The organism is Paenibacillus taichungensis (genome assembly GCF_047302525.1).
Classification (GTDB): domain Bacteria; phylum Bacillota; class Bacilli; order Paenibacillales; family Paenibacillaceae; genus Paenibacillus; species Paenibacillus taichungensis_B.
In genome coordinates this window covers 1,016,377-1,040,170 of sequence record NZ_CP168020.1, presented here as the reverse complement: position 1 = coordinate 1,040,170, position 23,794 = coordinate 1,016,377, and the positions used below count along the sequence as shown (strand labels likewise).

Genomic DNA, 23,794 nt, shown 5'->3' with positions numbered 1-23,794 from the left:
CACACCTCTTTCTGGAGTCCTTGTTCTTATTGGCCTGTGTTCCAGCGATCGTAGGCACCTTGATACAGTTCAACGATACGGTCGCTGCCCATTTTTTTGATCTGCGCAATATACTTATCCCAGTTCTCAAGCGGCTCCTGGCCAGTTACGAACTTCGCTTCCATCTGCTTGACGTACGTATCCAGATCAGATAATAAAGCGGTCGCTTCGCTTTGCTCTTCATTTGTTAAATAAACGTTAGGGAATGGTGATTTTCCGATAGGTACCAACTTCTCTTGATTCTGCTGGTCAAGCCATTCATCAAATTCGGTACGAAGACCTTTCGCTATATCCGGATCATTAATACCCGGTGTCAAAATGCCATAGTTCGGCGTGATTTTACCGCGATATTCCTCACGATCCCCGCCGCCAGGAACAGGCAGCCACTCTTTTATGAGATTTTCCTTGTCTTTGAATTTCCACAGCAGACCTTCAGGACCTTGATTGAACAGGGTCGCCCCATCATAGCTGTACATATAATCGATCCAACGCATAGTTGCCTCAGGAGACGGGTTGCTGCTAGTAATAGCAAAGGTACCACGTGCCGATATGCCCGGGTGTTTACCGTATACAGGTGAGTCCGCGATCTCACTCTTCACTGGTGTCATCAGCGGATGTTTTGTGCTAGGCTCACCGCCAAGTGTGAAGTATGGATGGTAGTCATTGAACAGCGCAAGCTTGTTGCTTTCGCCTTTTGCTTTTTTCTGATCGCCTGTTTGGGAGAAGGTCTCATGATCCAGCAAATCTTCTTTCCACAAGCGGTTCATGAACGTCAGATAACCTTTGTAGCCTTCTTCTTGATAAGGATAGTGAACTTTTCCGTCCTTATCCGCGTAGATTCCTTCGTTGTACATTCCCCAGAATCCGAAGAAGTACATACGAAGATCGTCCAGTTTTACAGAAGTAAGCGGAATTTCGTCTTGTTGTCCGTTGCCGTTAGGGTCTTCTTCCTTAACACGCTTCAGGTACGTATATAATTCCTCCGTAGTCTTAGGTTCCTCTACATTAAGTGCTTTTAGGAATTCCCCGTTATACCACATCGGGCCTCTGTACCACACGGCAGCCGTATCGATAAATGGCAGTGCATACATATGTCCGTCAGGCGTTGTAAATGATTTGCGAACATCCGGATTTTCGTCGAGAATTTTCTTAATATTCGGGGCATAGCCCTCATCAATGTATTTTTCCAGCGGGATCAGAATGCCTTGAGTTCCATAAGTAACCTGCTCAGCTGGCTTGAGATCCGCAGCATAGAACATATCCGGTAAATCGCCGCTTGCGAATACCAGGTTCTTCTTTGTTTCAAAGCTGTCGATCGGCGAAAGCTGGTACTCCAGCTTGATGCCTGACAATTTCTCCATCTCTTGCAGGACTGGCATCGTATTCCAGTCGGCAACGCCCGCATCCTGGGACATGACCTTTAACGTAAGTGGTTTGTCCACAATCGGGAATCCTTCTTTTTTGACCCCTTCGACATTTGAAGTCACAGAACCTCCATCTTCATTGGAACCACAAGCTGCAAGCAATGCTGCGGATAGGGTAAGGCAGAGTACAATGGATGAAGCCTTGCGAAGCTTTTTCATGACGACAACTCCCCTTTTTTAGTGTGGATTATGGTTTAAGATCATCCCTTGACGGAACCGATCATAACACCCTGCACAAAGTAACGCTGAAGAAATGGATAAATCGCAATTACAGGTAAGGTTGAAACAATAATGACGGCATATTTGACCAGCGCAGCAATTTCCGCTTTGGAATTCATCGCCGTTGCTGAAGAGGTATCGATAGCTCCCCCGCCCTGCGCTGCCATCTCCTGAAGTACCAGAATCTGGCGCAGAAAGAGCTGCAGTGGATACTTCGAGGAATCATTCAAGTAGATCATGGCACTGAAATAGCTGTTCCAGTGTCCGACTCCGTAAAAGAGCGCCATCACTGCAATGATCGGCATGGAGAGCGGAAGCACAATTCGGATGAACAACCGGGTGTTGGTACATCCGTCGATATGGGCCGCTTCCTGCAGCTCCTTGGGAATGGTCGATTGGAAAAACGTACGGCATACGATAATATTCCAGATGGATGCAGCTCCTGGAAGAATAAGAGCCCACATGCTGTTCACCATACCAAGATCCTTAATCAGCAGGTAGCTCGGGACAAGCCCTCCGCTGAAAAACATCGTTACCATAAACATCGCCATGAAGAATCCACGTCCCACAAAATCAGAGCGGCTGAGCGCGTAGGCTGCCGGAAGAGTGACCATCAGGTTGACGAGTGTACCTACGACGGTATAGATGATCGTATTTTTGTACCCAATCCAGATGTTGGTGTTCTCAAATACACGGGCATACCCTTCAAACGTAATTCCTTTGGGTAGCAGCCACATCTCACCGGAGCTTACAAATTTGGGATCACTGATTGAGGCGCTAATGATGTATAACAGCGGGTAAAGCACAATGACGAGCGCTATCGTCAAATAGATGTAGTTGCACCATAAGAACACTTTATCGCTTCTGCTTTCCTTAACCGCGGTTGACATGTGTTTTCCCCTCCTTTTACCACAAACTGTTTTCACTGGTGCGACGTGCAATTTGGTTCACCGTAATCAGCAGAATCGCATTAACTACCGAGTTGAACAATCCTACAGCTGTGGAGAAACTGTACTGTGCATCGACCAGACCGGACCGATAGACAAATGTCGAGATGACATCGGATGAACCCATGTTCAACGGATTTTGCAGCAGCAAGATTTTCTCGAATCCGACGCCAAGAATACTGCCCATATTCAAAATTAACAAAATGGTGATCGTAGGGATAATCGCTGGAATGTTAATATGCAGAATCCGTTTAAACCGACTCGCACCATCCACCACGGCAGCTTCATGCAGTTGCGGGTCCACACCCGAGAGGGCTGCAAGGTATATAATGGTGCCCCAGCCTGCACTCTGCCAGACACCCGAGAGTACGTACACCGTCTTGAACCACGCAGGGTCTGTCAGAAATTGAGGTGCCTGAAATCCAAGAGCCTCCACCAAATTGACAATCATACCTGACGAAGGAGACAAGAAGGTGATAATCATACCTGACATGACAACGACCGAAATAAAATGCGGTGCATACGTGACCGTCTGAACGGTACGTTTGAAAAAGGAGTCCTTTACTTCATTGAAGGCTAACGCCAGAATGATTGGCAGCGGAAAACCTATAGCCAGCTCATACAAGCTGATACTGAGGGTATTCCATAACAAATCCCAGAAATAATACGAATTAAAGAAGCGGATAAAATGATCGAAACCAACCCACGGGCTTCCCGTAACGCCAAGCGTTGGGATAAAGTTTTTGAATGCGATTTGTATGCCGTACATCGGCCCATAATGGAAAATCAGAAAGTATAGAAATGCTGGCGCGATAAACAGGTACAACTCCCAGTTTCGAATCATCCTTCTCCCTAATTTATTTTTCTTGCGGTTCGGAATCGTGTGCACCGATAGGTTTTGCGACAAGGCGGACTTCCCTTCTGGCTGCATCAGTTGTTTCCTCCTTTTCTAAATGAAAATCCGTCCGTTTTGTAAGAAGAGCGAAACACTCCTGTTCAAATGTAAGGAATGAGTCCCGGACCACATTTCTATCATGTGAGGCTCTTGCTTCCCTCTCAATTTGGTAACGCTTACATACTGAGTTTATGAATCATTTCCGAATCCGTAAATATGCTATTTCGATCTTCACTCTTAAAAACACGGAAAGTGCTGTTAAAACAAGGGTTTACGCTTTTGGTTCCAGCTTGTCATTGTCATTTTGGAGAAGTAAAACATGTGGAATTTGACCCATTTCCTTCTTGAAGTTGTCGTTTGGAGTAGCTTCGCATGAACTTGAGAGATGTCAAATCTGAATGAAAGTTGAGAAACAGACCTTAAAGTCAAAACCCACATATGTTTAGGAAAGAGGTATTCCACATATGCAGGTCGCATTCTGGATTCACATCGGTCATACAGGTCGCAAGGTCTTAGCATGCTTAGCACATCGCCATCTTGAATGTAATAGAAGTTTCTCTTCATTGCTACTGTGTTTCGACCTCCTTCTCATGCATTGGTCCTTACAATGTCTTTCGGTCTGCTCTCGTAATGGGTGAGGTGCACCTTTTCTCTCTTGATGCTTAGAAAAAGTAATAAGGATAGATTTAATTCAATCACATAAATGTAATATTATCTATCATATATTTACCACTTGCATCAAACTCCCTAATGGCTTGGCTTTATTCTATGAGTTTCTTCCCAGATCGGTAAATATGTCGTTTTTATCCTTGACTACAATGCACATAAACGCAGATAAACGCTGGGTATATCCGGTCATATATGTTGATTTTGCACATGACATGGGGATCTGAAATGAATGATAATTTCCGAATCAGACCAGAAAAAAAGCCGCTCCGTTAACACGAAGCGACTTTATCACCTATATAGATATTAATTTACACCTTATAAAGGACAACATATATGTCACTTAATATAACTCAATTCCATTTATTGAACTACACAACGCTCCTTAATGTCACATAAATTAACAACAAAAATACATATCAGGCGACTACAAAAGATTCGCACTGATAGACAGGCGATCTCCCTAGGCAAGCTTCTTCATAACGATCGTCGGTTTCAGAAAGAAATCAAAAAAAGCGTGCTCCGATCGGAGATCGAAGCACGCTGGCAGGGCTTGCTTATTTTCCAGAAGGCTGCGCTTCCGCAGTGTATCCTGTTGGAATGTCTGTCTCTGCGGTTACTTCGGTAATAACCATTGGATACATCATGTCCGGGTCAGGCTGGATAATGGAATACAGCACAATGGCACGTCCATCCTTCTCCAATTTCACATCTTCAATCTTCAATCCATAACCAGGATGAGGCATTTGCGCGGTCAGTTTGACTTTTACCGTCTTGTCATCCACTTTGGTTGATGTCACGGTAGGTACAATCCCCTGTTGGCCTTCGCCTGGATTCGTTGGAGTCGGTTCTGTCGATCCGCCATTGCCGTGCTTATCTACAAATTCAAGTGCATTGAAGATCATGCTTGCAGCCTCCATACGGGTAAGCGACTGATCTGGACGGAAGTTTCCATCCTTATCCAGTTCAATGATGTCCATGTTCAGCAGGTTCTGGACCGCAGATTTGGCGTCCTTACCGATTTTATTTTCGTCCTTAATATCATTATACAGCATGATCACCGGATATTCCCCGGTTGTATTAATCCCTTCAAGGAGCAAAATGGCAAACTGCTCGCGCGTCATTTTGGCCTGTGGATTCAACTCCACTGGAATGGACAGACCATTCTGTGTTGCAGCCTGAACTGCATCGGCGTACCAGGTCGTTGGACTAATTTTATTTTGTGCCGAAGCGGCAGCGTATTCATTTTTCAGACCAAAAGCGTTCACGATCAGTTGAACACCCTGTGGCTCGGACAACGCGAGATCCGGACGAAATAGATCCGCCGTTACTCCGTTAACAACACCCTTGGAATGTAACGAGTCCACAATCGTTTTTTGCCCTTCATCTTTTACATCCGAAAATGCAAGTACCGATGCACCTCCTGCCGTCAAAGACACGCAGAGCGCAAGCGTTGCAGCCAATCCTTTTTTATGTTTCATTTCTTGGCACCTCCATATTTAGTAAACCCAATTTTTGACCTCTTCAATCCTACAGACGGGAGACCCCCCTGAAATGTTTCAGTAAAATCGACATCTGGTGAATAAATGACGGAAATACTGCATATATCCCTTACCCTACGGGCGCTGATCTGCTTTCTTTCCATTATGCTTGCTTGCTTCGTTGACATCCTTGCCGATTAGCGCAAAAATAAGAATAGAGAATTCTATCGAATGACGGATAAACAGCAAACCGGATCGCATAAAGTAAGAGGGCACGACGCGCTATTATCAGGTGTCGGCCCTTTTCTTGACTCCGATTCCAAACCAACTTTCACCCTGAACAAAGGAGAACAAATCTTATGTCCAAGAAAGGATTACTACGAGGCTACGTCATTGCCAACTGGCCCGTATATCTGTTCGCTGTACTACTGATTATTGCCTCCAATGTGGGTCAGGCGTCCTTGCCCCGAATTCTGGGCAGCTTCACGGATCAACTCATGCAGAACACACTTCAGATGAATACGGTCATCCGGTACAGTCTTTCGCTTTTGGCTATAGCCATCGCTTATAATCTGTTATTCGGTACCGGGCAATTCATGATCATGAAGCTTGGACGCCGCTTCGAATTCATGACACGCGAGCGTATTTTCGGCAAATTCTCGGAGCTGAGCGAGTACTATTTTTCCAAACAGGGAAATGGGAAACTGCTCAGTTACGTCATGAATGATGTCACCTCTGTACGTGAAGCCATCTCCAACGGCGTCACCATGATGACCAATGCAACATTTCTATTATTATCCTGCATCGTGATGATGCTGCTCAGCGGAATCCCGATGAGACTTATTCTGATCAGTATTGTGCCTTTGCTGGCCATTCCCTTTCTGGTCGTTTTTTTCGGTCCGCGAATTCGCAAGCGCTCTCGTGATGTGCAGGATGCTCTTGCAACGATGACGGAATCCGCAGAGGAACAGCTCGGTGGTATTCGTGTAACCAAAACATTTGCCATTGAAGACAGCGCCAGTGAACGATTTGGGATCACAGTAGATGCAATCAAAAGCAAGCAGTTGCGGCTCGTTCGTCTGTCCTCTCTATTTCAGGCCCTGCTGCCGCTGCTGGGTGCCATTTCACTGGTTGTCTCCCTGCTTGTCGGCGGAATTTTGACGATGCAGAATTCCATTACACTCGGAAGTTTTGTTGCATTGACGTTATATTTGCGGATCATCATGGGACCCCTTCAACAAATCGGTAATGTGATTAATACCATGCAGCGTTCTGGAGCGTCATTGGAGCGGGTAAATGATCTGTTGACAGAAGTGCCTGACGTGCGCGAGCTTCCCAATGCAACAAGTCTTAAAGCCGTGAACGACATTACGATTGAGAATCTGTCCTTCTCCTATCCCGGCAGTTCATCCCCTGCGCTCAAAAACATCAGTCTGAACATCCAGGCAGGACGAACCGTGGGCATTGTAGGCAAAACAGGTTCTGGTAAAAGCACCTTTGTGAAACTATTGCTGCGTACATATGAGCCGCCTGAAGGCACGATCCGCATTAACGGCACCGACATTCGGCAGCTGTCGCTGGAAAGCCTGAGATCCCGTATTGCCTATGTACCCCAGGATGGGTTCCTGTTCAGTACAACCATTCGGGACAACATCGCTTTTAGCGACCGTGAGGTTCCGCTGGACACCGTAGAGCACAGTGCACGTCAAGCGATGATATACGAGAACATTATCCGGTTCCCTGATCGGTTCGATACCCTGCTGGGTGAACGTGGACTCACGTTGTCTGGCGGTCAGCGTCAGCGCACCAGTCTGGCCCGGGGTTTGATCAAAAAAGCACAAGTGCTCATTCTGGATGACAGTATGAGTGCTGTGGATGCCGTCACCGAAAGTGGCATTCTGCGCAGCCTGCGTGAAATCGGCAAAGGCAAAACAACGCTGATCATCTCCCACCGGATCAGTGCGGTCCGTCATGCTGACGAAATTATCGTTCTGGATGAAGGCCGAATCGCTGAACAGGGAACACATGCAGGGCTGATGGCCGCAAAGGGGTTATATGCTGCAACCTATCGTTTGCAGGAGGAGGGATTACATCATGACTGACCGTAACGCTGAAGTTCGTTCAGATGCGGGAGCACAAGCACCGTCAGGGCATGGGTCCGGTTCCGATGCAGGCGCAGACCAGAGTAAGCGTACTTCCTTCAAAGCGATGATGTCCTACGCCCAACCCCATAAATGGGCCTTTGCAGGTATCTTTCTTTGTTCGCTGCTGGGTATTTCCGCCGATCTGCTTCAGCCTTATCTGGTGAAGATCGCGATTGATGATCATCTGGCGATTGGCCAGACCAGTGTAGGCTTTCTTATCCAGTTGGCAGCTATCTTTTTGGGGCTGGCTGTAATCAGTTTTATTTTCACCTATGTACAAAACAATCTACTGCAACATGTCGGTCAGAATATCGTCTCTCGCATCCGGAAAGACCTGTTCAAGCATATCTCCAAAATGTCGATGTCTTTCTTCGATCGCTTCCATATCGGTAGTCTGGTGACGAATGTATCCAGTGATACGGAAACGATCAGCAGTTTCTTCACCCAGGTGCTGCTTAGTCTCATCCGAGATGGCATGATGCTGGTGCTCATTATCGTCTTTATGTTCCAGCTCGATCCGGTACTCGCAGGGTACTCCCTCATCGTGTTGCCTGTGATCGCCATCGTTGCCGTATTATTCCGGAGCCAACTACGCAGGGCTTATCAGAATGCCCGAACTCGTCTCTCCCGTTTGATTGCATTCACGGCAGAGAACCTATCCGGCATGTTTTTGATCCAGGCCTTCCATCAGGAAGAAGAGCAGAAGAAAAGATTCACGGAACAGAACCAACTTCACCTGAAGGCCAATATCACACAAGCTCGTTCCAATGTCATATTCAACCGGACATTTGATATCCTTGGCAATGCGGCGCTCGTTATGATGGTTTGGCTCGGAGGACGTGCCGTGCTGGGTGAATCATTGCAGGTGGGTGTACTCTATGCGTTTATCAGTTACATCCGTCAGTTCTTCCAGCCGATTAACCAGATCACCATGCAGTGGAACACATTTCAGTCGACAACCGTATCCATGGATCGAATCTGGAACATTCTGAGTACCCGTCCGGAAGTCGCTGACCCGAAACCCGGGATTTCCTCCACACTTGAACCACGGAACGTGATGGGGCAGATTGATTTTAATGATGTATCGTTCGGCTATCGAACAGACCGCCCCCTGATTCAGCATATGAATCTGCATCTCTATCCGGGTGAAATGGTGGGCATTGTAGGAACTACAGGAGCTGGCAAAAGTACACTGATCTCCCTGCTCAATCGCTTCTATGATGTGAATCAAGGCAGCATTGAAATTGATGGAATAGACATTCGTCATTTCCCGCAGGCCAATCTTCATCGGATCGTTGGTCTGATCCAGCAGGAACCATTCCTCTTCTCGGGCTCCATCATTGACAATGTACGAATGTTCCGCGAGGATATTACAAGGGAGCAGGCTATTCAGGCCTGCCGATTCGTCGGAGCACATGCGATGATTTCACGTTTACCGCAAGGGTATGATACACGTCTTTCCGAACGCGGAAGCGGTCTATCCGCCGGAGAACGTCAACTGATATCGTTTGCCCGAATCGTGGTCTTTCAGCCCCGAGTGCTTATCCTGGATGAAGCAACCGCGAATCTGGATTCGCATACCGAACAATTGGTACAACAGGCGCTGGAATCCGTCTCTCAGGGAAGAACAACGATTGTTATTGCGCATCGTCTCTCTACGGTCATGCATGCAGATCGGATTCTCGTTATGGAGAATGGTGAGATTGTCGAGGAAGGCTCACATCAGAAGTTGATCGATGCTGAAGGGGTATATGCTGATCTTTACACCCATGCGCGTGAAGCCGGTAATGATTCAGCTATTTCTGGATAGCTCATCGAACCAAGTGGGGTTAAATAAACGTTGAACATGCCGCTCTGCGATGCAGGCGGCATGTTTGATATATTTTCTGGGAAATGATGATAAGGAGGCGTATTTATGAAACCTGAATTATATAAATCATCAGAGTCGAAGCTTGAGCATCGGCAGATTGGCTATCGCCGTTTCACGGCTGTATGGAAAGGAGTACTGTGTCTTCTGTTCTTGCTGTTATGTGTCACCCTGTTATGGATCATCTATGACGATCATGCTGGACAACTGGAGACATTGTATTATTCCATCGCAGCTATTCTTGGCATGTGGTTTATCGGGCCTTTATTTTTTATGTTTCTGTCCCGCGCAATCGCGAGTTCTCCTGTGTTATTATCCTGGAATGATGAAGGGCTTCATACCCTTAAACGGCCCATACCCTGGAATGAGATTCGTAAAATTGAGCTTGGCTCTCCCGCCTTCAGCAAATGGATATTATCTGCATCCCCCATGATTGCCCTGTATTTGAAAGACGGCACCCGGCGTCATATCCAGACCGATCATTTGCTAACCAAAAAAGAGCTCAGTCGAGCAGTTGTCATTCTGCAGGAGACACTCCGAGAAAAACAGCAACAGGACATCTGAAATCCAGCTCACATCATTCCGACTTTTCGATACCAACAGACAGGTTCATTCTGTAATTCCCATAAGGCAAAATGGCTTCCAACAAGCTGCCAAGCTGCTCCATTGTTCCTGTGCGTACTCGCATCAGATAGCAGCCCTCTCCGCTGACACGGTGAACCTCCACGATGTCTTCACGTGCAGCCATAAATTCACGGAAGGCGGCATGTCTGTCGCCGGAATTCAGAAAGATTGTTACAAATGCCTGCAGGCCCAAGCCGAGGCGTTCCGGGTTCCATTTTACCGTATACCCTTCAAGAACACCCAGATCATGCAGCTTGCGCACTCTCGCACCTACAGCCTGTCCGGTCAGATGCACCTCTTCGCCGATCTCTTTGTGAGAGCGTTTGGAGTCCCGGATCAGGCTTTTCAGTATGCGTATATCTGTATCATCAATCGTCTCATTCATCTATTTTGCAATCCTTTCAACTTGAAATTAAAGTGGTCTGTTTTCTTTCAGGGTGTTATTTACGCCCATAAACGGGTTGTATAACATATAGGATAATAACATTAATTCCCGAAGGAGTGCAGGTTCAATGAAAATTCAATTGATTCGTAATGCTACATTATGGTTGGAATATGGGGGGTTGAATATACTGGTTGATCCCATGTTGATGGATAAAGAAGTGATGCCTGCTTTCCCGAACACACCCAATGAATTACGCAATCCAAGAGTCTCATTACCCGAGACGGAAACGGATTATGTGAATCCCGATCTGGTGATCGTTACGCATACCCACCCCGATCACTGGGATGAAGCAGCAGCGAAGCAGCTCCGTAAGGATGTACCTCTGCTGTGCCAGCCAGGAGATGAAGCCGTGTTCACAGGAGCCGGATTTACTAACGTTACCGCCGTGGATGATAAACATGAGTACCATTCCGTACGTCTTGCCCGCACTTCAGGACATCACGGAACCGGGGAAATCGGCGAACGTATGGGCAAGGTGTCTGGTTTTGTATTAGAAGCTGACGAAGAACCTGTCTCCTATATCGCCGGGGATACCATCTGGTGTGAAGAGCCAGCCGAGGCCATTCGTCAATATCAGCCTGAGGTGATTGTGGTGAATGCTGGCGGTGCCCGCTTCCTGCAAGGGGATCCGATCACGATGGACGGACCTGACGTAGCTACCGTGAAACGCTGTGCACCGGATGCTCACGTCATCGCTGTGCATATGGATGCCATTAACCATTGCATGATGTCCCGCGTGGACCTCGCCAGTTATCTGGCATCCGAACAATTAGACGGACAGGTGCTCATTCCACGTGACGGCGAGAGCTTTGCGTTTGGACCGGGGGCCGGTTTGAAATAAAGTTCATTGATGCGATGAGTGACTTTTAACAAACGGAGTATACTCTAGTAGTTCTCTCCATGGAACACGAAAAAAGCTGGATGCGATTCGTTCGCATCCAGCTTTTATTTGCGTTTATAGTTGAGGAACAAAGCGATCCGAAGATAGTTCCGCCATCGGAGTACACTGTGTAACCCTGAATGATTCCCTCTACTCATTTTACCTATTACTGAACTTTCAATCGAATTACGTTCCACGAAGCTTTGGCCAGGCTTGCTGTGATTAATGTATCTGATACTTCTGCATCACCACGATTATGCGGAGCGACGCGGTTCGGCTGTGCTGCGGTATTGGCTGCTTTTAGATCATCACTTTCCAGCACAATATGCTCAATCAAGCGGCACTTCCCAAAGCTGCGCAGATCCACTTCAAGCGGAAGTGATTCTTCTAGATGACGGTTTACAGCGAAAACAGTTACTTCACCCTGCTCCTCGTTATGCACCGCAATGCCCTCCAGATAAGGAACATCCGTAATTTGTTTGGTGTCATATTTCGGCGACTGGATCAACGGCACAAGTGCTGTTCCACGTCCAAACACAGAAGCATGCATGAACGGATAGAAGATCGTCTGTCTCCATGCAGCACCACCATTATCGGTCATGATTGGAGCGATCACGTTGACGAGTTGCGCCAGACAGGCCATCTTAACTCGGTCCGCATGTTTCAGCATGCTGATCAGCATACATCCCACAAGCAGTGCATCTTCATGGTTGTATACGTCCTCCAACTGTGGCGGAGCAATCTGCCACGGGTCCAGCTTCTTGTCACTTTCATTGGAGTGGTACCATACGTTCCATTCATCAAAGGACAGGAACATGGTCTTCTTGCTGCGCTTCTTCGCTTTGATATAATCACAGGTCGCTTTTACCGTCTCAATAAAACGATCCATCTCAAGGGAACGCGCAAGGAATGTTGGCGTATCCTGCTCAGCATTACCGTAATACTGGTGGAGCGACAGATATTCAACATGATCATATGTATGATCCAGTACCGTTGCTTCCCATTCCGGGAAGGATGGCATACCCAGGGATGAACTTCCGCAAGCGACCAGCTCAATCGTTGGATCTGTCCACTTCATCACTTTTGCTGCTTCAAGTGCAATCCGTCCATACTCTTCTGCTGTTTTGTGACCAATCTGCCACGGACCGTCCATTTCATTGCCAAGACACCAGGTTTTGATGGCATGAGGCTCTTTGTATCCATGTTTAATACGCAAATCACTATAATAGGAACCTTCAGGATGATTGCTGTACTCCACGATGTTGCGGGCTGCGTCTACTCCCCGTGTTCCCAAATTGACGGCCATCATCACTTCCGAATTCGCCTGTTTGGACCAATCCACAAATTCGTTGAACCCGAATTCATTGGTCTCGATTGTTCTCCAGGCCAATTCAAGTCTGCGTTTGCGTTCAGACACAGGCCCAACCGAATCCTCCCAATTGTAACCGGATACAAAGTTGCCGCCAGGATACCGCACAATCGGAACCTGCAACTCCTTAACCATCTCCAGCACATCTCCACGGAATCCCGCTTCATTCGCTGTAGGATGACCCGGCTCATATATTCCACCGTATACGGCACGTCCCAGATGTTCAATAAATGAACCGTATAAACGTTTATCAACTACGCCAATTGTGAAATCCTTGTCTACCGTCATTTTTGCTTTTTCCATCGTGAAGTTCAGCTCCCTAAGATTAATATAAAAATTAATTGATAATCTATGGATCAACGTTCATATTTATATTAAAATCGATTATGGCACCAATTTCAACCTGAATTTTGCAAAATGTTATTCTTTTGACTGGATTTATGTTTAACTTAATTCTATAAATCAAAATGGAGGAACAGATGTGATTAGAGCAAATACCGATGCAGAATGGTTGCCCCTATACGAAGCACTCGCGAGTGAAGTGCGTCTGCAAATTATCAGGCTTGTCGCAGAGACCCCAATGAACGTGAAGGATATCGCCGCATCACTCGGCCTGAGCAGTGCAATCGTAACGATGCATGTTCGCAAGCTTCAGGATGTGGGCATTATTCAGTCCAAAATGATTCGCAAGGATGGTGGTACGCACAAAATGAACAGCCTGGCTGTCGACTGGATTGGCATCTCCATGCCACAAGAAACTGGAGCTTCCCGCAAGCTTCATGAAGTAGCAATCCCTGTCGGACATTACACCCATTTTGATGTGTATCCGACATGTGGTCTGGCTACTTCCAATCAGGTCATTGGACAATATGATGACCCACGCTATTTTCTAGATCCCGAGCGGATGCACGCCCATATTCTCTGGTTTGGACGCGGATTCGTGGAATACAAAATTCCAAACTATATCTTGTCAGGCCAACAGATCAGTGCCATTGAATTGTCACTTGAGATAGGTTCAGAGGCCCCTTCGGTTAACCCAAACTGGCCTTCGGATATTACCTTCATGCTCAACGGAATTCGACTCGGTGAATGGACAAGCCCTGGAGATTCGGGAAATGGACGAGGCATGTTCACCCCGGAATGGTGGAGCGACAGTGTTAATCAATACGGCATGCTCAAGGTGCTGCGGATCACCCATGAAGGCACATTTATTGATGGACAGCATATGTCCGAAATTACGCTTGCGGATATTCCCGTGGAACGCAACCAGTGGACATTGCGCCTCTCCGTGGAAGAAGATGCGCAGCATGTTGGCGGGCTGACGTTGTATGGTCAAGGATTCGGCAACTATGATCAGGATATTCTGTTCCGTCTGTATTACCAGGACTAATAAACAACAAAAAGAACCTTTCATCCCCCTATAGGCAGAGATGGAAGGTTCTATATGATCATTATTTAATAAGCATGCTGGAACTTAAAGTGCACTTCCACCAAACAAGAAACGGTACTCCCAATGTTTGCCGGAGATATCACTAATCGTTACACCGCCGCCAGCGTTGGAATAGGTGTGCAGTATTTTGCCGTCACCCAGATAAATTCCAGTGTGGGTAATCTTAGCAGTAGATTTGTTCACACTAGAGTATGATGAAGCCGAGCTACCTTTGTAGGACATAAAGTACATCAGATCACCGCGTTTCAGATTTTTCCAATTGGTCTTTACGGTACCATTGGCTTTCACATAGGCTCCTTGTTTACGCGAATCGGCTGGAAGCTTAATTCCGAGCGCATCAATAAATGCCTGGCGGACAAAGCTTGAACAATCGAACGTAGCCGTACTGTTACGACTTGCCCCAAATTCATAAGGCGTTCCCCAATATTTCATGCCAGCAGCTATGACTTTCTCTACTGAAGCACTGCCTGTAACAGACGTACTGCTGCCTGAACCAGACCCACTAGTACTGCCACTTCCTGTTGTCGTGTTGCCTTTCACGGCTTGTGTATATTTTGAAGAAGAAGATATGTATCCTGTCCGGTTACCGGAGTCCGTAACTTTATACCAGCCTGATCCGGATTTTTGCACTACCGTAACAGTCTCTCCTTTTGGCACCAAACGAACAATGCTTGCGGAAGAAGATGGCGATGTACGCAAATTAACTCCCCAGATGACTTTAACTTTTGAATTTTCAACTGCGGCTGCTGATGCAGGTGTCGTTAATGCTCCTGTTGTCAGACTTCCCATCAGCATCGTTGCTGTTACACTTGCAGTAATGATCTTGCTTTTCCAGTTCATGATGTCGTGTTCCCCCTGATGTTTACAGAATTTTAACCTGGCCTCATTCGCCGGGCTTGCCCCATTGTAAAACGGGCCGTCCATAACGATCATCAGTCCAAAGTCCTGTATTCGATCAGGCAGGCTTGAGCACTAAGAATCAGGGAAACCTCTCACACCAGTTGGCTTAAACTACCGCAAATCACTTCTTTTTCAAAGGTTAAATTATTGTAACTATTTGCTACGCTTCGTTTTACGCAGAAAAGAGGCCTAAGTCGAACATCACTTAGGACATGCGTCATATGACCTATATTTTAATGTTCATATTCTATATTTGGTAAACATTACTATGGTTCATTTCTCGATTATGAATACCTGTAATCCTAAAATCATCACGCAAAAAGCCGGAGATCTCTCCCCGGCTGTACTCTGTCTCAATATGAATCGATTATGGCTCGATGCCCCAAGCATTGACTCCGCCAATATAAGCGGTCACTTTGTTCCAGGCGCTGAAGGCCGTTTTGGTAGCATCGAAGGAATAATCATTGGTCTGATCAAAATTCGTCCAGTTGTTCTTCGAGAAGCGACCCTGGATAATTCCCGTCTCTGCCTCCGCAGCTAGACTGCCTGCTCCGGATTTGAATCCAATCTCCAGATACGTATCCGCTGTGCCTTTAGCCGGATCTACCGTCACAAAGTGAGCTTCAACGTTGGCGCTGCCAATCTGAGCGTAATCACACCAGAAACTCAGATCTGATGCACTATCCTTCGTAAAGTAATACCGTAGCTTCACCTGGCTCAGATCCACTGCTGTCGTGCCTGTGTTCTTGATATTGAACTGCGGGGTCACCGCATTGCCTGACGTCCCTGAACCACCATTGCGGTATTGCACTTCAAGTGCACCTGTTGTTACAGGAGGCGCTGTTGGTGTCACCGTCACTACATTGGACAAGGTCTGCCCGCTTGCATTTACTGCCACCACTCGGTAATTGTATGCGGTACCGTTCACTGCCGTGGCATCCGTGTAAGTCAGTGCCGTCAGACCTGTAGCCAGATCGGCGTAGGCTCCACCTGCAACCGAGCGTTGTACTTTGTAACTTGCAGCTCCGGTCGATGCGGTCCATGTTAGCACTGCCTGATTATTACCTGCCGTTCCCGTAACGGTTAACAATCCCGGTATGGATATTCCCGCTTGCGGAGTAGCTGACGCTTGAGCAGAAGGTGCAGATTCACCCGCCGTATTCACTGCCGTCACCACATAATAGTACGTTTTGCCATTGGTCAGTCCTGTATCCGTGAAAGTCGAACCGGTAACACCCGTTGCTACGGAAGTATACGGGCCACCGTTTACCTCTGCACGTTTTACCGTGTAAGAAGCGGCACCAGTGGATGCGGTCCAGTTCATAACAACCTGCTCACTGCCTGCTGCAGCTGTCAGACCAGCTGGAGCTCCCGGAACCTGAACTCCTGGACTTCCGGCATCACCCAGGAGACGATCATATTCGCCATACGCGGTAGCCATATCCACCTGTGACCAGAAACGGTGATACGTAAAGGTTGGTGCCCCATTTTCCCATTTTTTCGTTGTTGGATTATAAGACGTTTTGTACAGATTATCCAGATAAGCCCAGGCCGGATCTTGCTTGATGGCCGGACGCAAGTCAGAGTAGCCAATGTATACACCATTCCCCCCTTTGGCTGGATCGGAAGGCACACCTGCTGTGCCCGGAATCGTGTTACTCTGACCGAAGGTTCCCGTCCAGTTCGCCGGAATGTAAATCTCTTTGGCGAAGAAGCGGAAGTAGTCTTTACGGACTTCTTCGGTCACGATCCCCACACCATCATTGTAATCCCACGCCGTGTTTAGCAGTTTCTCAGCCATATCTTTGGCTTCCTGTCCTTTGGCACTGAGTACGCCTCCTTCTGCTTGAGTCCCCGCAGCAAAGAACGTCAAGGCTTTGATATAGCTTCCCAGCACGCCTGTATCCTGAGCAGGATCTTTAGTTACCACATGGAAATTAGGATTGTTCGTAAAGGAACTGAACCCATTCCATTTGTCCGGTTGCCCCTCCCATTCCTGGCTGCCTGGAATCCAGAATTCGCCCGGTGCAGGTGTAGTTGCAACCAGTGCGTTGGTACCGCCAAGAATCCGTTGACCTGCCGCATTCAGATAATACCCTTGTGCATCCGTCACCGGACGCTCATCAACGAATACATAATCCTTGGACCAGTCAATCCACTTGGAAATGACTTTTTTGGCCATCTGGAAGTTCTCGGAGCTGAGGTCCCCACTCTCGGCAAGAATGTAATACATCTCAGCTACACGCTCTAGCGACCAGGCCTGGAAACCGAACCATGTGTTGGAGTCCGGGTCACGATACACGGGAGCTTCCTGATAAGCCATGTCGTAGAACGTACTGGTTCCGGCAGGATAAGCTTTGTATGAGCCATCAAAACTGTTCGTCGCTCCACCGCCAATTGCCCCTTCGTGAGACTGTAACCAGGTGTAGAACTCCAATTGGCGCTTCAGCGATGCATTCCAATCGGCCTTGGCTGTTGTCGATTTTGGAATCAGGCCGCCTGCCGGATCAGACAAAGCATAAGCTGCCACCGGATTCTGGTAAGCCTGATGCGTGTGACTGGCTCCAATCCGCCAAGCCCAGTTCCCACCCTCGCCAAGACCGCCGCCCCATGAGGTATACCATGCCATCAGATACATATTAGAGTCTTTGCCTGTACCGGCAGTTGGTGTGCCGTTCTTGGCACTTCCGATCTTCTGGAAGTACTTGTCGTGCATCCCATAGCGCAGATAGTCACCCATCTTCTTCGCTTTATCCAGATACGCTGTATTGGTGTAGCCCATCTCCTTCGCCCAATACAGTACCTGCACCGCACGTGCGTCAGCATCCGTTGCGTTGGTATAACGCCACTGGGCAGCCGGTGTCTGGGTCTCCTTGGTAAACAGGCTCATGAAACCTTCGCCCGTTTTGCCAAACGTTTTATTGTCCTGGGATGGGTGTGGAATAGCTTCCCACACAGACTCCTGCTCTCCACGCTGGAACGTATTCACGTAAGCTGCCGTATGATTCGGATTCAGCAGGTTACCATACCCGTACCAATTATCCACATCCAGCAGCCAGTGCATCAGGTACGTCTGATTGTTGCCGTAGGAAGATTTCAGCTCGGCATCAAGTGGGTCTTTTCCAGCCGCATATTGACCGTTAATGGCAGAAGGATATTGATCCGGAAAAGGTTTTTCCGCTGCATAGGTGGCCGGGCTGTTCGGATTGTAATAACTCATCGTAGGCTGTTCTTCCTTACCGTCACCTTCATTGACAGGGATGATGTATTTCTCCATGCTGTCCCAAGCCGCTTCAAGTTTGGACCAATCTCCCGTATAGTGACCATACATCGTTTCCAGCCAGAGCCAGTAACTGTATGCCTCGGATGTCGTCATATGCCCATAATCCGGTGCCTCGCTCATCAAGGTTTCAATGGAATGATAAGGTATTCCCTCTGGAGAAAAATAACCGTTCGCCGGATCTTTCAGCTGATCATACAATTGCAAAAATCGTGCTTCATTTATTCCGTCCGCCTGAGCATCAATGTTCTGCTCTTCGGCATAAACCGTTTGGGGACCTGCCCACAAACCGGTGTACCCGGTCAGCATAACGGTCCCTGCTAGCATGGCAGACAAACTTTTTTTCGCAGCTGATTTCAACATGTATATACCTCCCTGGAATGGTGAAATTCAATTAGAATTACCGTGGGTCTGCCCATGCTGTTGAACTTCCTGTTAGGTTACGGCTCAATGCCCCAGACTTTCGTACCTCCCTGAAACCCAGTTACCTGATTCCATGCGGTAAAAGCAGTCTTGGTTGCATCATAGGAATAGTCGTTGCTCTGATCGAAATTACCCCAATTGTTCTTGGAAAAGCGCCCCTGGATCACACCCGTCTCCGCTCCGGCAGCCAGGCTGCCAGTCCCGGATTTGAAGCTGATCTCCAGAACCGTATCCGCTGTACCCTTTGCCGGAGTCAACGTGACAAATTCACCTTCAATATTGGCCGTGCCGATCTGGGCATAATCACACCAGAAGTTCAGATCCCCTGCACCGTCCTTGGTAAAATAATATCGGAGCTTCACGGTACTAAGATCAATCGCCTGAGTCCCCGTGTTTTTTAGATTAAACTGCGGAGTCACCGCATTACCGGAAGCACCTGACCCTCCGTGACGATACTGCACCTCAAGCGTGCCACCCCAGAAGGTGCAATAGGCATGACAACCGGTGTGACACCAGGTTCCTGGCCGTATATCCGTATTCCCGCATCGTAGACTGGAAGATATACGCTCTTCGCCACATTACCTGTGCCCAAGCCCTGGAATGAATGATCATTATTCGCATTCCAGGCGCCTTGCGGGCCGGTAATGCGGAACTGGACCTCTTTGCGATAATGTCCTTCCCCGCCTGGATATATCTTGGTTCCAGTAAAGTCCGCAGTAACAGCGTAGATTCGTTTCGCTGTATCAACCACAACCGGTTGGGATACGGTAGCTCCCTCGGCATATGAGGTTGTAACATTGACATCGGAAACAGTAAATCCTGCAGCGTAAACTTCACTCAGATCCAGGAAATAGCGAAAAGACAACTTATCCCCCATCCGCGCAGGCCAGCCGGAACGATTGTTCAGTTCAGCCTTGATTTCCGTGTAATTGGAACCGGATGCCTTCACGGCAGCTTCGACAAAGAACTCATCCGTCTTCACTTCCGGAGCCGGAAAATTCGCGATGGGCTGATCATTCTGGCCGAATAACAGATTCATCTTGGCTAACGCGCCTGTAAAGCCTGCATTGTAATCGGTGGCCACCTCATTGCTGACATAGTCCCCAATGGAATCGGTATAGGCATCCGATGCATCCGGTCCACCAACCATCGCTCCGTACAACGTGTGACGGTGCTCTGAAGGTACATTTTCATTGTTCGTCCATGAACTGTGGGAGGTCCGGTGATGAGGGTGCTTAGGCGGATTCTGACCATAACCGACCACATAACTGCTCTGGCGAGGATTATCCCCCAGAATGTAGTTCATTTGAGAGACGGCAAAGTCCTGATACCTTGCTTTCTTTACTGGATCACTGACCCAGTCGGAATATACAAAAGCAATAAACGATGCATTCGCTGCATACCGGAGCGATCCCCATGTATCAAGCCAGGCAAGCCCGCCCGGTGTATACTTGATTCTTTGTCCATTCGTGCCTACAGACCAATAATCCAGATTGCGCTCCGTGGATTGAATGAACCGCGTCGCTTCTGGCATGTTCAGATCCGACGTAATGCGAGCCAGCAGAATCTGCGCTCCGTAATGTTTGTCATCCCAGCCTTGGGTCCATGTATAGGCCCAGTTCCCGTTCTGTCCATCCGCCTGCCACAGATTCGCCGTAGCAATCGCCTTGGACAAGTAAGCGCTATCATTTGTCGCCATATATAACCATGTTGCAGCCCAGGCGAGTTCATCATAGTAACCTGTCCATGAATTGTAGAACGATTGAGCATCTGTAATGCAATCCGAGTATTTGCCTCGATACGTATCCGCGAAGCTGTAAAGTTCCTTGGCATGCTGAAGCAGTTTGTTGGCATAAGCCGGGTCACTGTCCCGGAACACAATGGATGAAGACGCGAGTGCCGCTGCAGTTTCTCCCGCAATTTCACTTCCCGGACAGGATGCATCGATCTTATAAGCAGGACGGTTCATCTGCATCACTTCAGCCGGTCCCCACCAGGCATGGTCTATATTGCCCGCTCCGACCTGTCCCCATAATTCATTTGTTTTCGTATGCGCTCTCACAAAATAGTCTGTGGCCCATCTCAAGTTATCCTTAATTTCCTCCAGTTGCCCTGCCTGCTCGTATCCCTCGCGGAATTCCACAACAGACCAAGCTAACATCGTAGCTGAATAGGCCATGGGCAGACCAAATTTCACATGATCTCCAGCATCGTACCACCCTCCGGTCAAATCAACCCCAACATCCGCTCCGTCATTTAATCCGGAGTCACCACGCCATTCCACCCGATTGTCTTCCGGTAAATTCCCTGAACGCTGTGTTTCATAGAAATAAACCGCCTTCTGTAATGCTTCCGCATAGTTAGGATTCCCGGCAGCCGCATCTGCCTTGCCATTCCATGCCTGTATGGATGTACTTCCTGCCAGTAGCCCTGCCGATAACGCGAGAATAGCGATTCGTCTCCACCAGCTTCCCTTCATCTTCAACCATTCATCTCCTTTTGCAATAGTCGTCTCGTAATTTTCCAATTACACTGATGTACTGACCCGCTCCTTTCTATGGTGTGACTCCATGTGTTTCCACCATTAATTACCATTATATCCTTTTGCTCCAGTTGCAATATCAGCGCTGGTGACTTCTGAAATAACATTGTTGTGACATGTTTGGGTAGTGATATGACAAAAAAGACTGTCCCTCATATCGCATGAACGCAATATGAGAAACAGTCCTAATATTTTGAATAACCCGTGCTACAGGCTGAATTATGATCATGCCATTAACCAGGCTGAACACCCTTCTTTTGGATCGTTTACACTCTGAATTTGTTGATTTGCTCCTGCAATTCTTCTGCCATTTTGGACAAAGAGCCTGCTGACGAAGCAATCTCTTCCATCGAAGCCAGCTGCTGCTGAGTTGCGGCGGATACATTATGCACCCCGCCTGCTGCTTCTCCAGCAATATTGGAGATCTGATCCACATACCCTACAACTTCATTCGTACTTGCTGACATTTCCTCCGAACCTGCAGATACTTCCTGAATTTCACCAGCGACCTTGTTCACTACATTCGAAATCTGTTCAAATGCTTGTCCCGCCGCCGTTACAATCTCAATGCCTGCCTCCGTTTCATTGCTGTTCACTTTCACAGCCTGCACGGCATGGTCTGTATCCTTCTGAATCAATTGGACAAGATCCGTAATCCGTTGCGCAGATGTAGAAGACTCCTCTGCGAGCTTCCGTACTTCTCCGGCTACGACTGCGAAACCACGTCCGTGCTCACCTGCACGTGCAGCTTCAATCGCTGCATTCAATGCAAGTAGATTGGTCTGACGGGCAATATTGTTGATAACCTCAGTAATGGTACCAATCTCTGCGGAACGTTCTCCCAGCCCTGTAACCAGTTCTGTCAGTGATGCAATGGAATTGCGAACAGATCCCATCTGTTCAACAGCCTGCTGAATAATCATATTCCCTTCGGCAGACTGATTCGCTGCATCAACGGCAGATACGGATACACTTTGAGCAAGCTCAGCGATTTGTTCCGAACCAAGAGCCATCTCACTCATTGCCTGTGAAGAACGTTTCACCATATCTACTTGATCAGATGTACCAACGGCCAATTCCTCCACCGTTTCAGAAATCTGTTCCGAAGCCCTTGTATTCTGCTCTGCACTCGCGAGAAGTTCTTCCGAGGAAGCAGCTACCTGTTCGGATGTCATCGATACGGATTGAATCATCTCACGCAGGTTGCCTGTCATCGTATTGAAGGAAGCCGCGAGCGTTCCCAGTTCATCCTTGTTTTTGAGAACAATGGTTTCACTGGTCAAGTCACCATTAGCAATAAGCATGGCTGCTGCATTCATCTTCTGAATTGGACGTGAGATGATACTTGCAATGAAGAAGGCAATAAACATGGCGACCAGGAAAGCAACAATAGTGACTCCCAATATAACATTAAATGCTTGTTCAGCAGACTCAACCGATGTATTCGTTGCTGCATCCGACAGTGAGTTCCCCATCGTAATTAATTGAGCAATGGTATCATTCGCTGTGAACCATAGTGGATAGGCCTCTGAATGCAATCTGCTGGCTTCTTCATAATTGTTGGCCATGCCCAATTTCATAAATTCCGGCATTTTCGCCAAATACGCCTCATAGTTCGTGCTAAATGTATTGTACATTCCCACTGCTTCGGTATTGCCTGCGATAAGTGTGACCAGTTCCTTGCGCTCATTCTCAATCTTGGCTTGAAGTTGTTCCAACGCTTCATTCATTTTGGTGATTTCAGTTGGATTCGTTTCCACAATTACGGCAAGAGCAAGCCGTTCAACGTCGGAAATATCACCATTCATCATTCCGAGCAGGCTCACACTTGGCATCCACATCTTGTCGATTTCATCGGCTTTCTTGGACATATCATGAATTTGGGTCAACGCATAAATGCTGACAAAAGCCAGAAGTGCCACCACAATCAAAAATCCACCCAGTAATTTCATTCGAATTGTTAATCTTAATTTCCCCGTCACGTTTCCCCGCGCGTCTTTCATGTTCCCCACTCCTCAACTAGTACATATTTATAGTATATCGACACGTATCGTCATGAATTGTAGATATCGGAATTCGATTTTTGTAAATTTCAGTTAACTTCGAAATAAACACAAAAAAAAGCCTCAAGTCTTTGGCTTACCAAAAACTTAAAGCTCTCATTTTCAAGACTTCTCTTCCGATCCCTACCATATTTAT

16 protein-coding genes are annotated in these 23,794 nt (G+C 47.6%); 5 read left to right on the top strand and 11 right to left on the bottom strand.

All coding sequences use genetic code 11. The features are described 5' to 3' along the window. Nucleotides 1–26: 26 nt before the first annotated feature. From ACDJ58_RS04630 to ACDJ58_RS04615, 4 genes are all read right to left on the bottom strand, one after another. The gene (locus tag ACDJ58_RS04630) at nucleotides 27–1,622 is read right to left on the bottom strand and encodes an extracellular solute-binding protein (protein WP_413375908.1); all 1,596 of its coding nucleotides are present in this window, start codon (nucleotides 1,620–1,622) and stop codon (nucleotides 27–29) included. Nucleotides 1,623–1,663: 41 nt separating this feature from the next. Beyond that, complete coding sequence (locus tag ACDJ58_RS04625) at nucleotides 1,664–2,572, bottom strand: carbohydrate ABC transporter permease (RefSeq protein ID WP_063564587.1); 909 nt, start codon at nucleotides 2,570–2,572, stop codon at nucleotides 1,664–1,666. 16 nt (nucleotides 2,573–2,588) lie between these two features. Continuing rightward, nucleotides 2,589–3,560: an ABC transporter permease gene (locus ACDJ58_RS04620; RefSeq protein ID WP_079351018.1), complete on the bottom strand. Its 972-nt coding sequence runs from the start codon at nucleotides 3,558–3,560 to the stop codon at nucleotides 2,589–2,591. A gap of 1,187 nt (nucleotides 3,561–4,747) precedes the next feature. After that, nucleotides 4,748–5,671 carry an S-layer homology domain-containing protein gene (locus ACDJ58_RS04615; protein ID WP_413375905.1) on the bottom strand — a complete coding sequence of 308 codons (924 nt, stop codon included), beginning with the start codon at nucleotides 5,669–5,671 and terminating at the stop codon, nucleotides 4,748–4,750. A gap of 359 nt (nucleotides 5,672–6,030) precedes the next feature. Between ACDJ58_RS04615 and ACDJ58_RS04610 the strand changes: the two genes are divergently transcribed. The 3 genes from ACDJ58_RS04610 to ACDJ58_RS04600 all read left to right on the top strand — a co-directional run bounded on the left by ACDJ58_RS04610 (nucleotide 6,031) and on the right by ACDJ58_RS04600 (nucleotide 10,246). Continuing rightward, a complete protein-coding gene (locus tag ACDJ58_RS04610; protein WP_413375903.1) occupies nucleotides 6,031–7,773 on the top strand; it encodes an ABC transporter ATP-binding protein in 1,743 nt (580 codons plus the stop codon). Between the two features lie 106 nt (nucleotides 7,774–7,879). Continuing rightward, entirely contained in the window at nucleotides 7,880–9,625 is a 1,746-nt protein-coding gene (locus ACDJ58_RS04605; protein WP_413379462.1) for an ABC transporter ATP-binding protein, read from the top strand. A 105-nt stretch (nucleotides 9,626–9,730) separates the two neighbouring features. Further along, entirely contained in the window at nucleotides 9,731–10,246 is a 516-nt protein-coding gene (locus ACDJ58_RS04600; protein ID WP_413375901.1) for a hypothetical protein, read from the top strand. 13 nt (nucleotides 10,247–10,259) lie between these two features. Here the strand turns inward: ACDJ58_RS04600 and ACDJ58_RS04595 are convergent, their stop codons facing one another. Next, nucleotides 10,260–10,691, bottom strand: a complete 432-nt coding sequence (locus tag ACDJ58_RS04595; RefSeq protein ID WP_413375899.1) for an Lrp/AsnC family transcriptional regulator — start codon at nucleotides 10,689–10,691, stop codon at nucleotides 10,260–10,262. A 127-nt stretch (nucleotides 10,692–10,818) separates the two neighbouring features. Between ACDJ58_RS04595 and ACDJ58_RS04590 the strand changes: the two genes are divergently transcribed. Continuing rightward, nucleotides 10,819–11,592 (top strand): MBL fold metallo-hydrolase, encoded by a 774-nt coding sequence (locus ACDJ58_RS04590; RefSeq protein ID WP_413375897.1) that lies wholly within the window; start codon nucleotides 10,819–10,821, stop codon nucleotides 11,590–11,592. 205 nt (nucleotides 11,593–11,797) lie between these two features. Here ACDJ58_RS04590 and ACDJ58_RS04585 read toward each other — a convergent pair whose 3' ends face one another. After that, nucleotides 11,798–13,303 carry an alpha-N-arabinofuranosidase gene (locus tag ACDJ58_RS04585; RefSeq protein WP_090953023.1) on the bottom strand — a complete coding sequence of 502 codons (1,506 nt, stop codon included), beginning with the start codon at nucleotides 13,301–13,303 and terminating at the stop codon, nucleotides 11,798–11,800. Nucleotides 13,304–13,481: 178 nt separating this feature from the next. Between ACDJ58_RS04585 and ACDJ58_RS04580 the strand changes: the two genes are divergently transcribed. Then, nucleotides 13,482–14,390 carry an ArsR/SmtB family transcription factor gene (locus tag ACDJ58_RS04580; RefSeq protein WP_379438766.1) on the top strand — a complete coding sequence of 303 codons (909 nt, stop codon included), beginning with the start codon at nucleotides 13,482–13,484 and terminating at the stop codon, nucleotides 14,388–14,390. 84 nt (nucleotides 14,391–14,474) lie between these two features. On the opposite strand, the gene ACDJ58_RS04575 is transcribed toward ACDJ58_RS04580, so the two are convergent. The 5 genes from ACDJ58_RS04575 to ACDJ58_RS04555 form a co-directional block, all read right to left on the bottom strand. Then, complete coding sequence (locus tag ACDJ58_RS04575) at nucleotides 14,475–15,290, bottom strand: C40 family peptidase (RefSeq protein WP_413375895.1); 816 nt, start codon at nucleotides 15,288–15,290, stop codon at nucleotides 14,475–14,477. Between the two features lie 427 nt (nucleotides 15,291–15,717). Beyond that, nucleotides 15,718–18,993, bottom strand: a complete 3,276-nt coding sequence (locus ACDJ58_RS04570; protein ID WP_413375893.1) for a glycoside hydrolase family 48 protein — start codon at nucleotides 18,991–18,993, stop codon at nucleotides 15,718–15,720. Between the two features lie 77 nt (nucleotides 18,994–19,070). Beyond that, nucleotides 19,071–19,514 carry a cellulose binding domain-containing protein gene (locus ACDJ58_RS04565; RefSeq protein WP_413375891.1) on the bottom strand — a complete coding sequence of 148 codons (444 nt, stop codon included), beginning with the start codon at nucleotides 19,512–19,514 and terminating at the stop codon, nucleotides 19,071–19,073. Beyond that, nucleotides 19,469–21,532: a glycoside hydrolase family 9 protein gene (locus tag ACDJ58_RS04560; protein WP_413379460.1), complete on the bottom strand. Its 2,064-nt coding sequence runs from the start codon at nucleotides 21,530–21,532 to the stop codon at nucleotides 19,469–19,471. Before ACDJ58_RS04560 ends, ACDJ58_RS04565 begins: the two co-directional genes overlap by 46 nt. Nucleotides 21,533–21,861: 329 nt before the next feature. Further along, entirely contained in the window at nucleotides 21,862–23,598 is a 1,737-nt protein-coding gene (locus ACDJ58_RS04555; protein WP_413375889.1) for a methyl-accepting chemotaxis protein, read from the bottom strand. Nucleotides 23,599–23,794 lie beyond the last annotated feature (196 nt).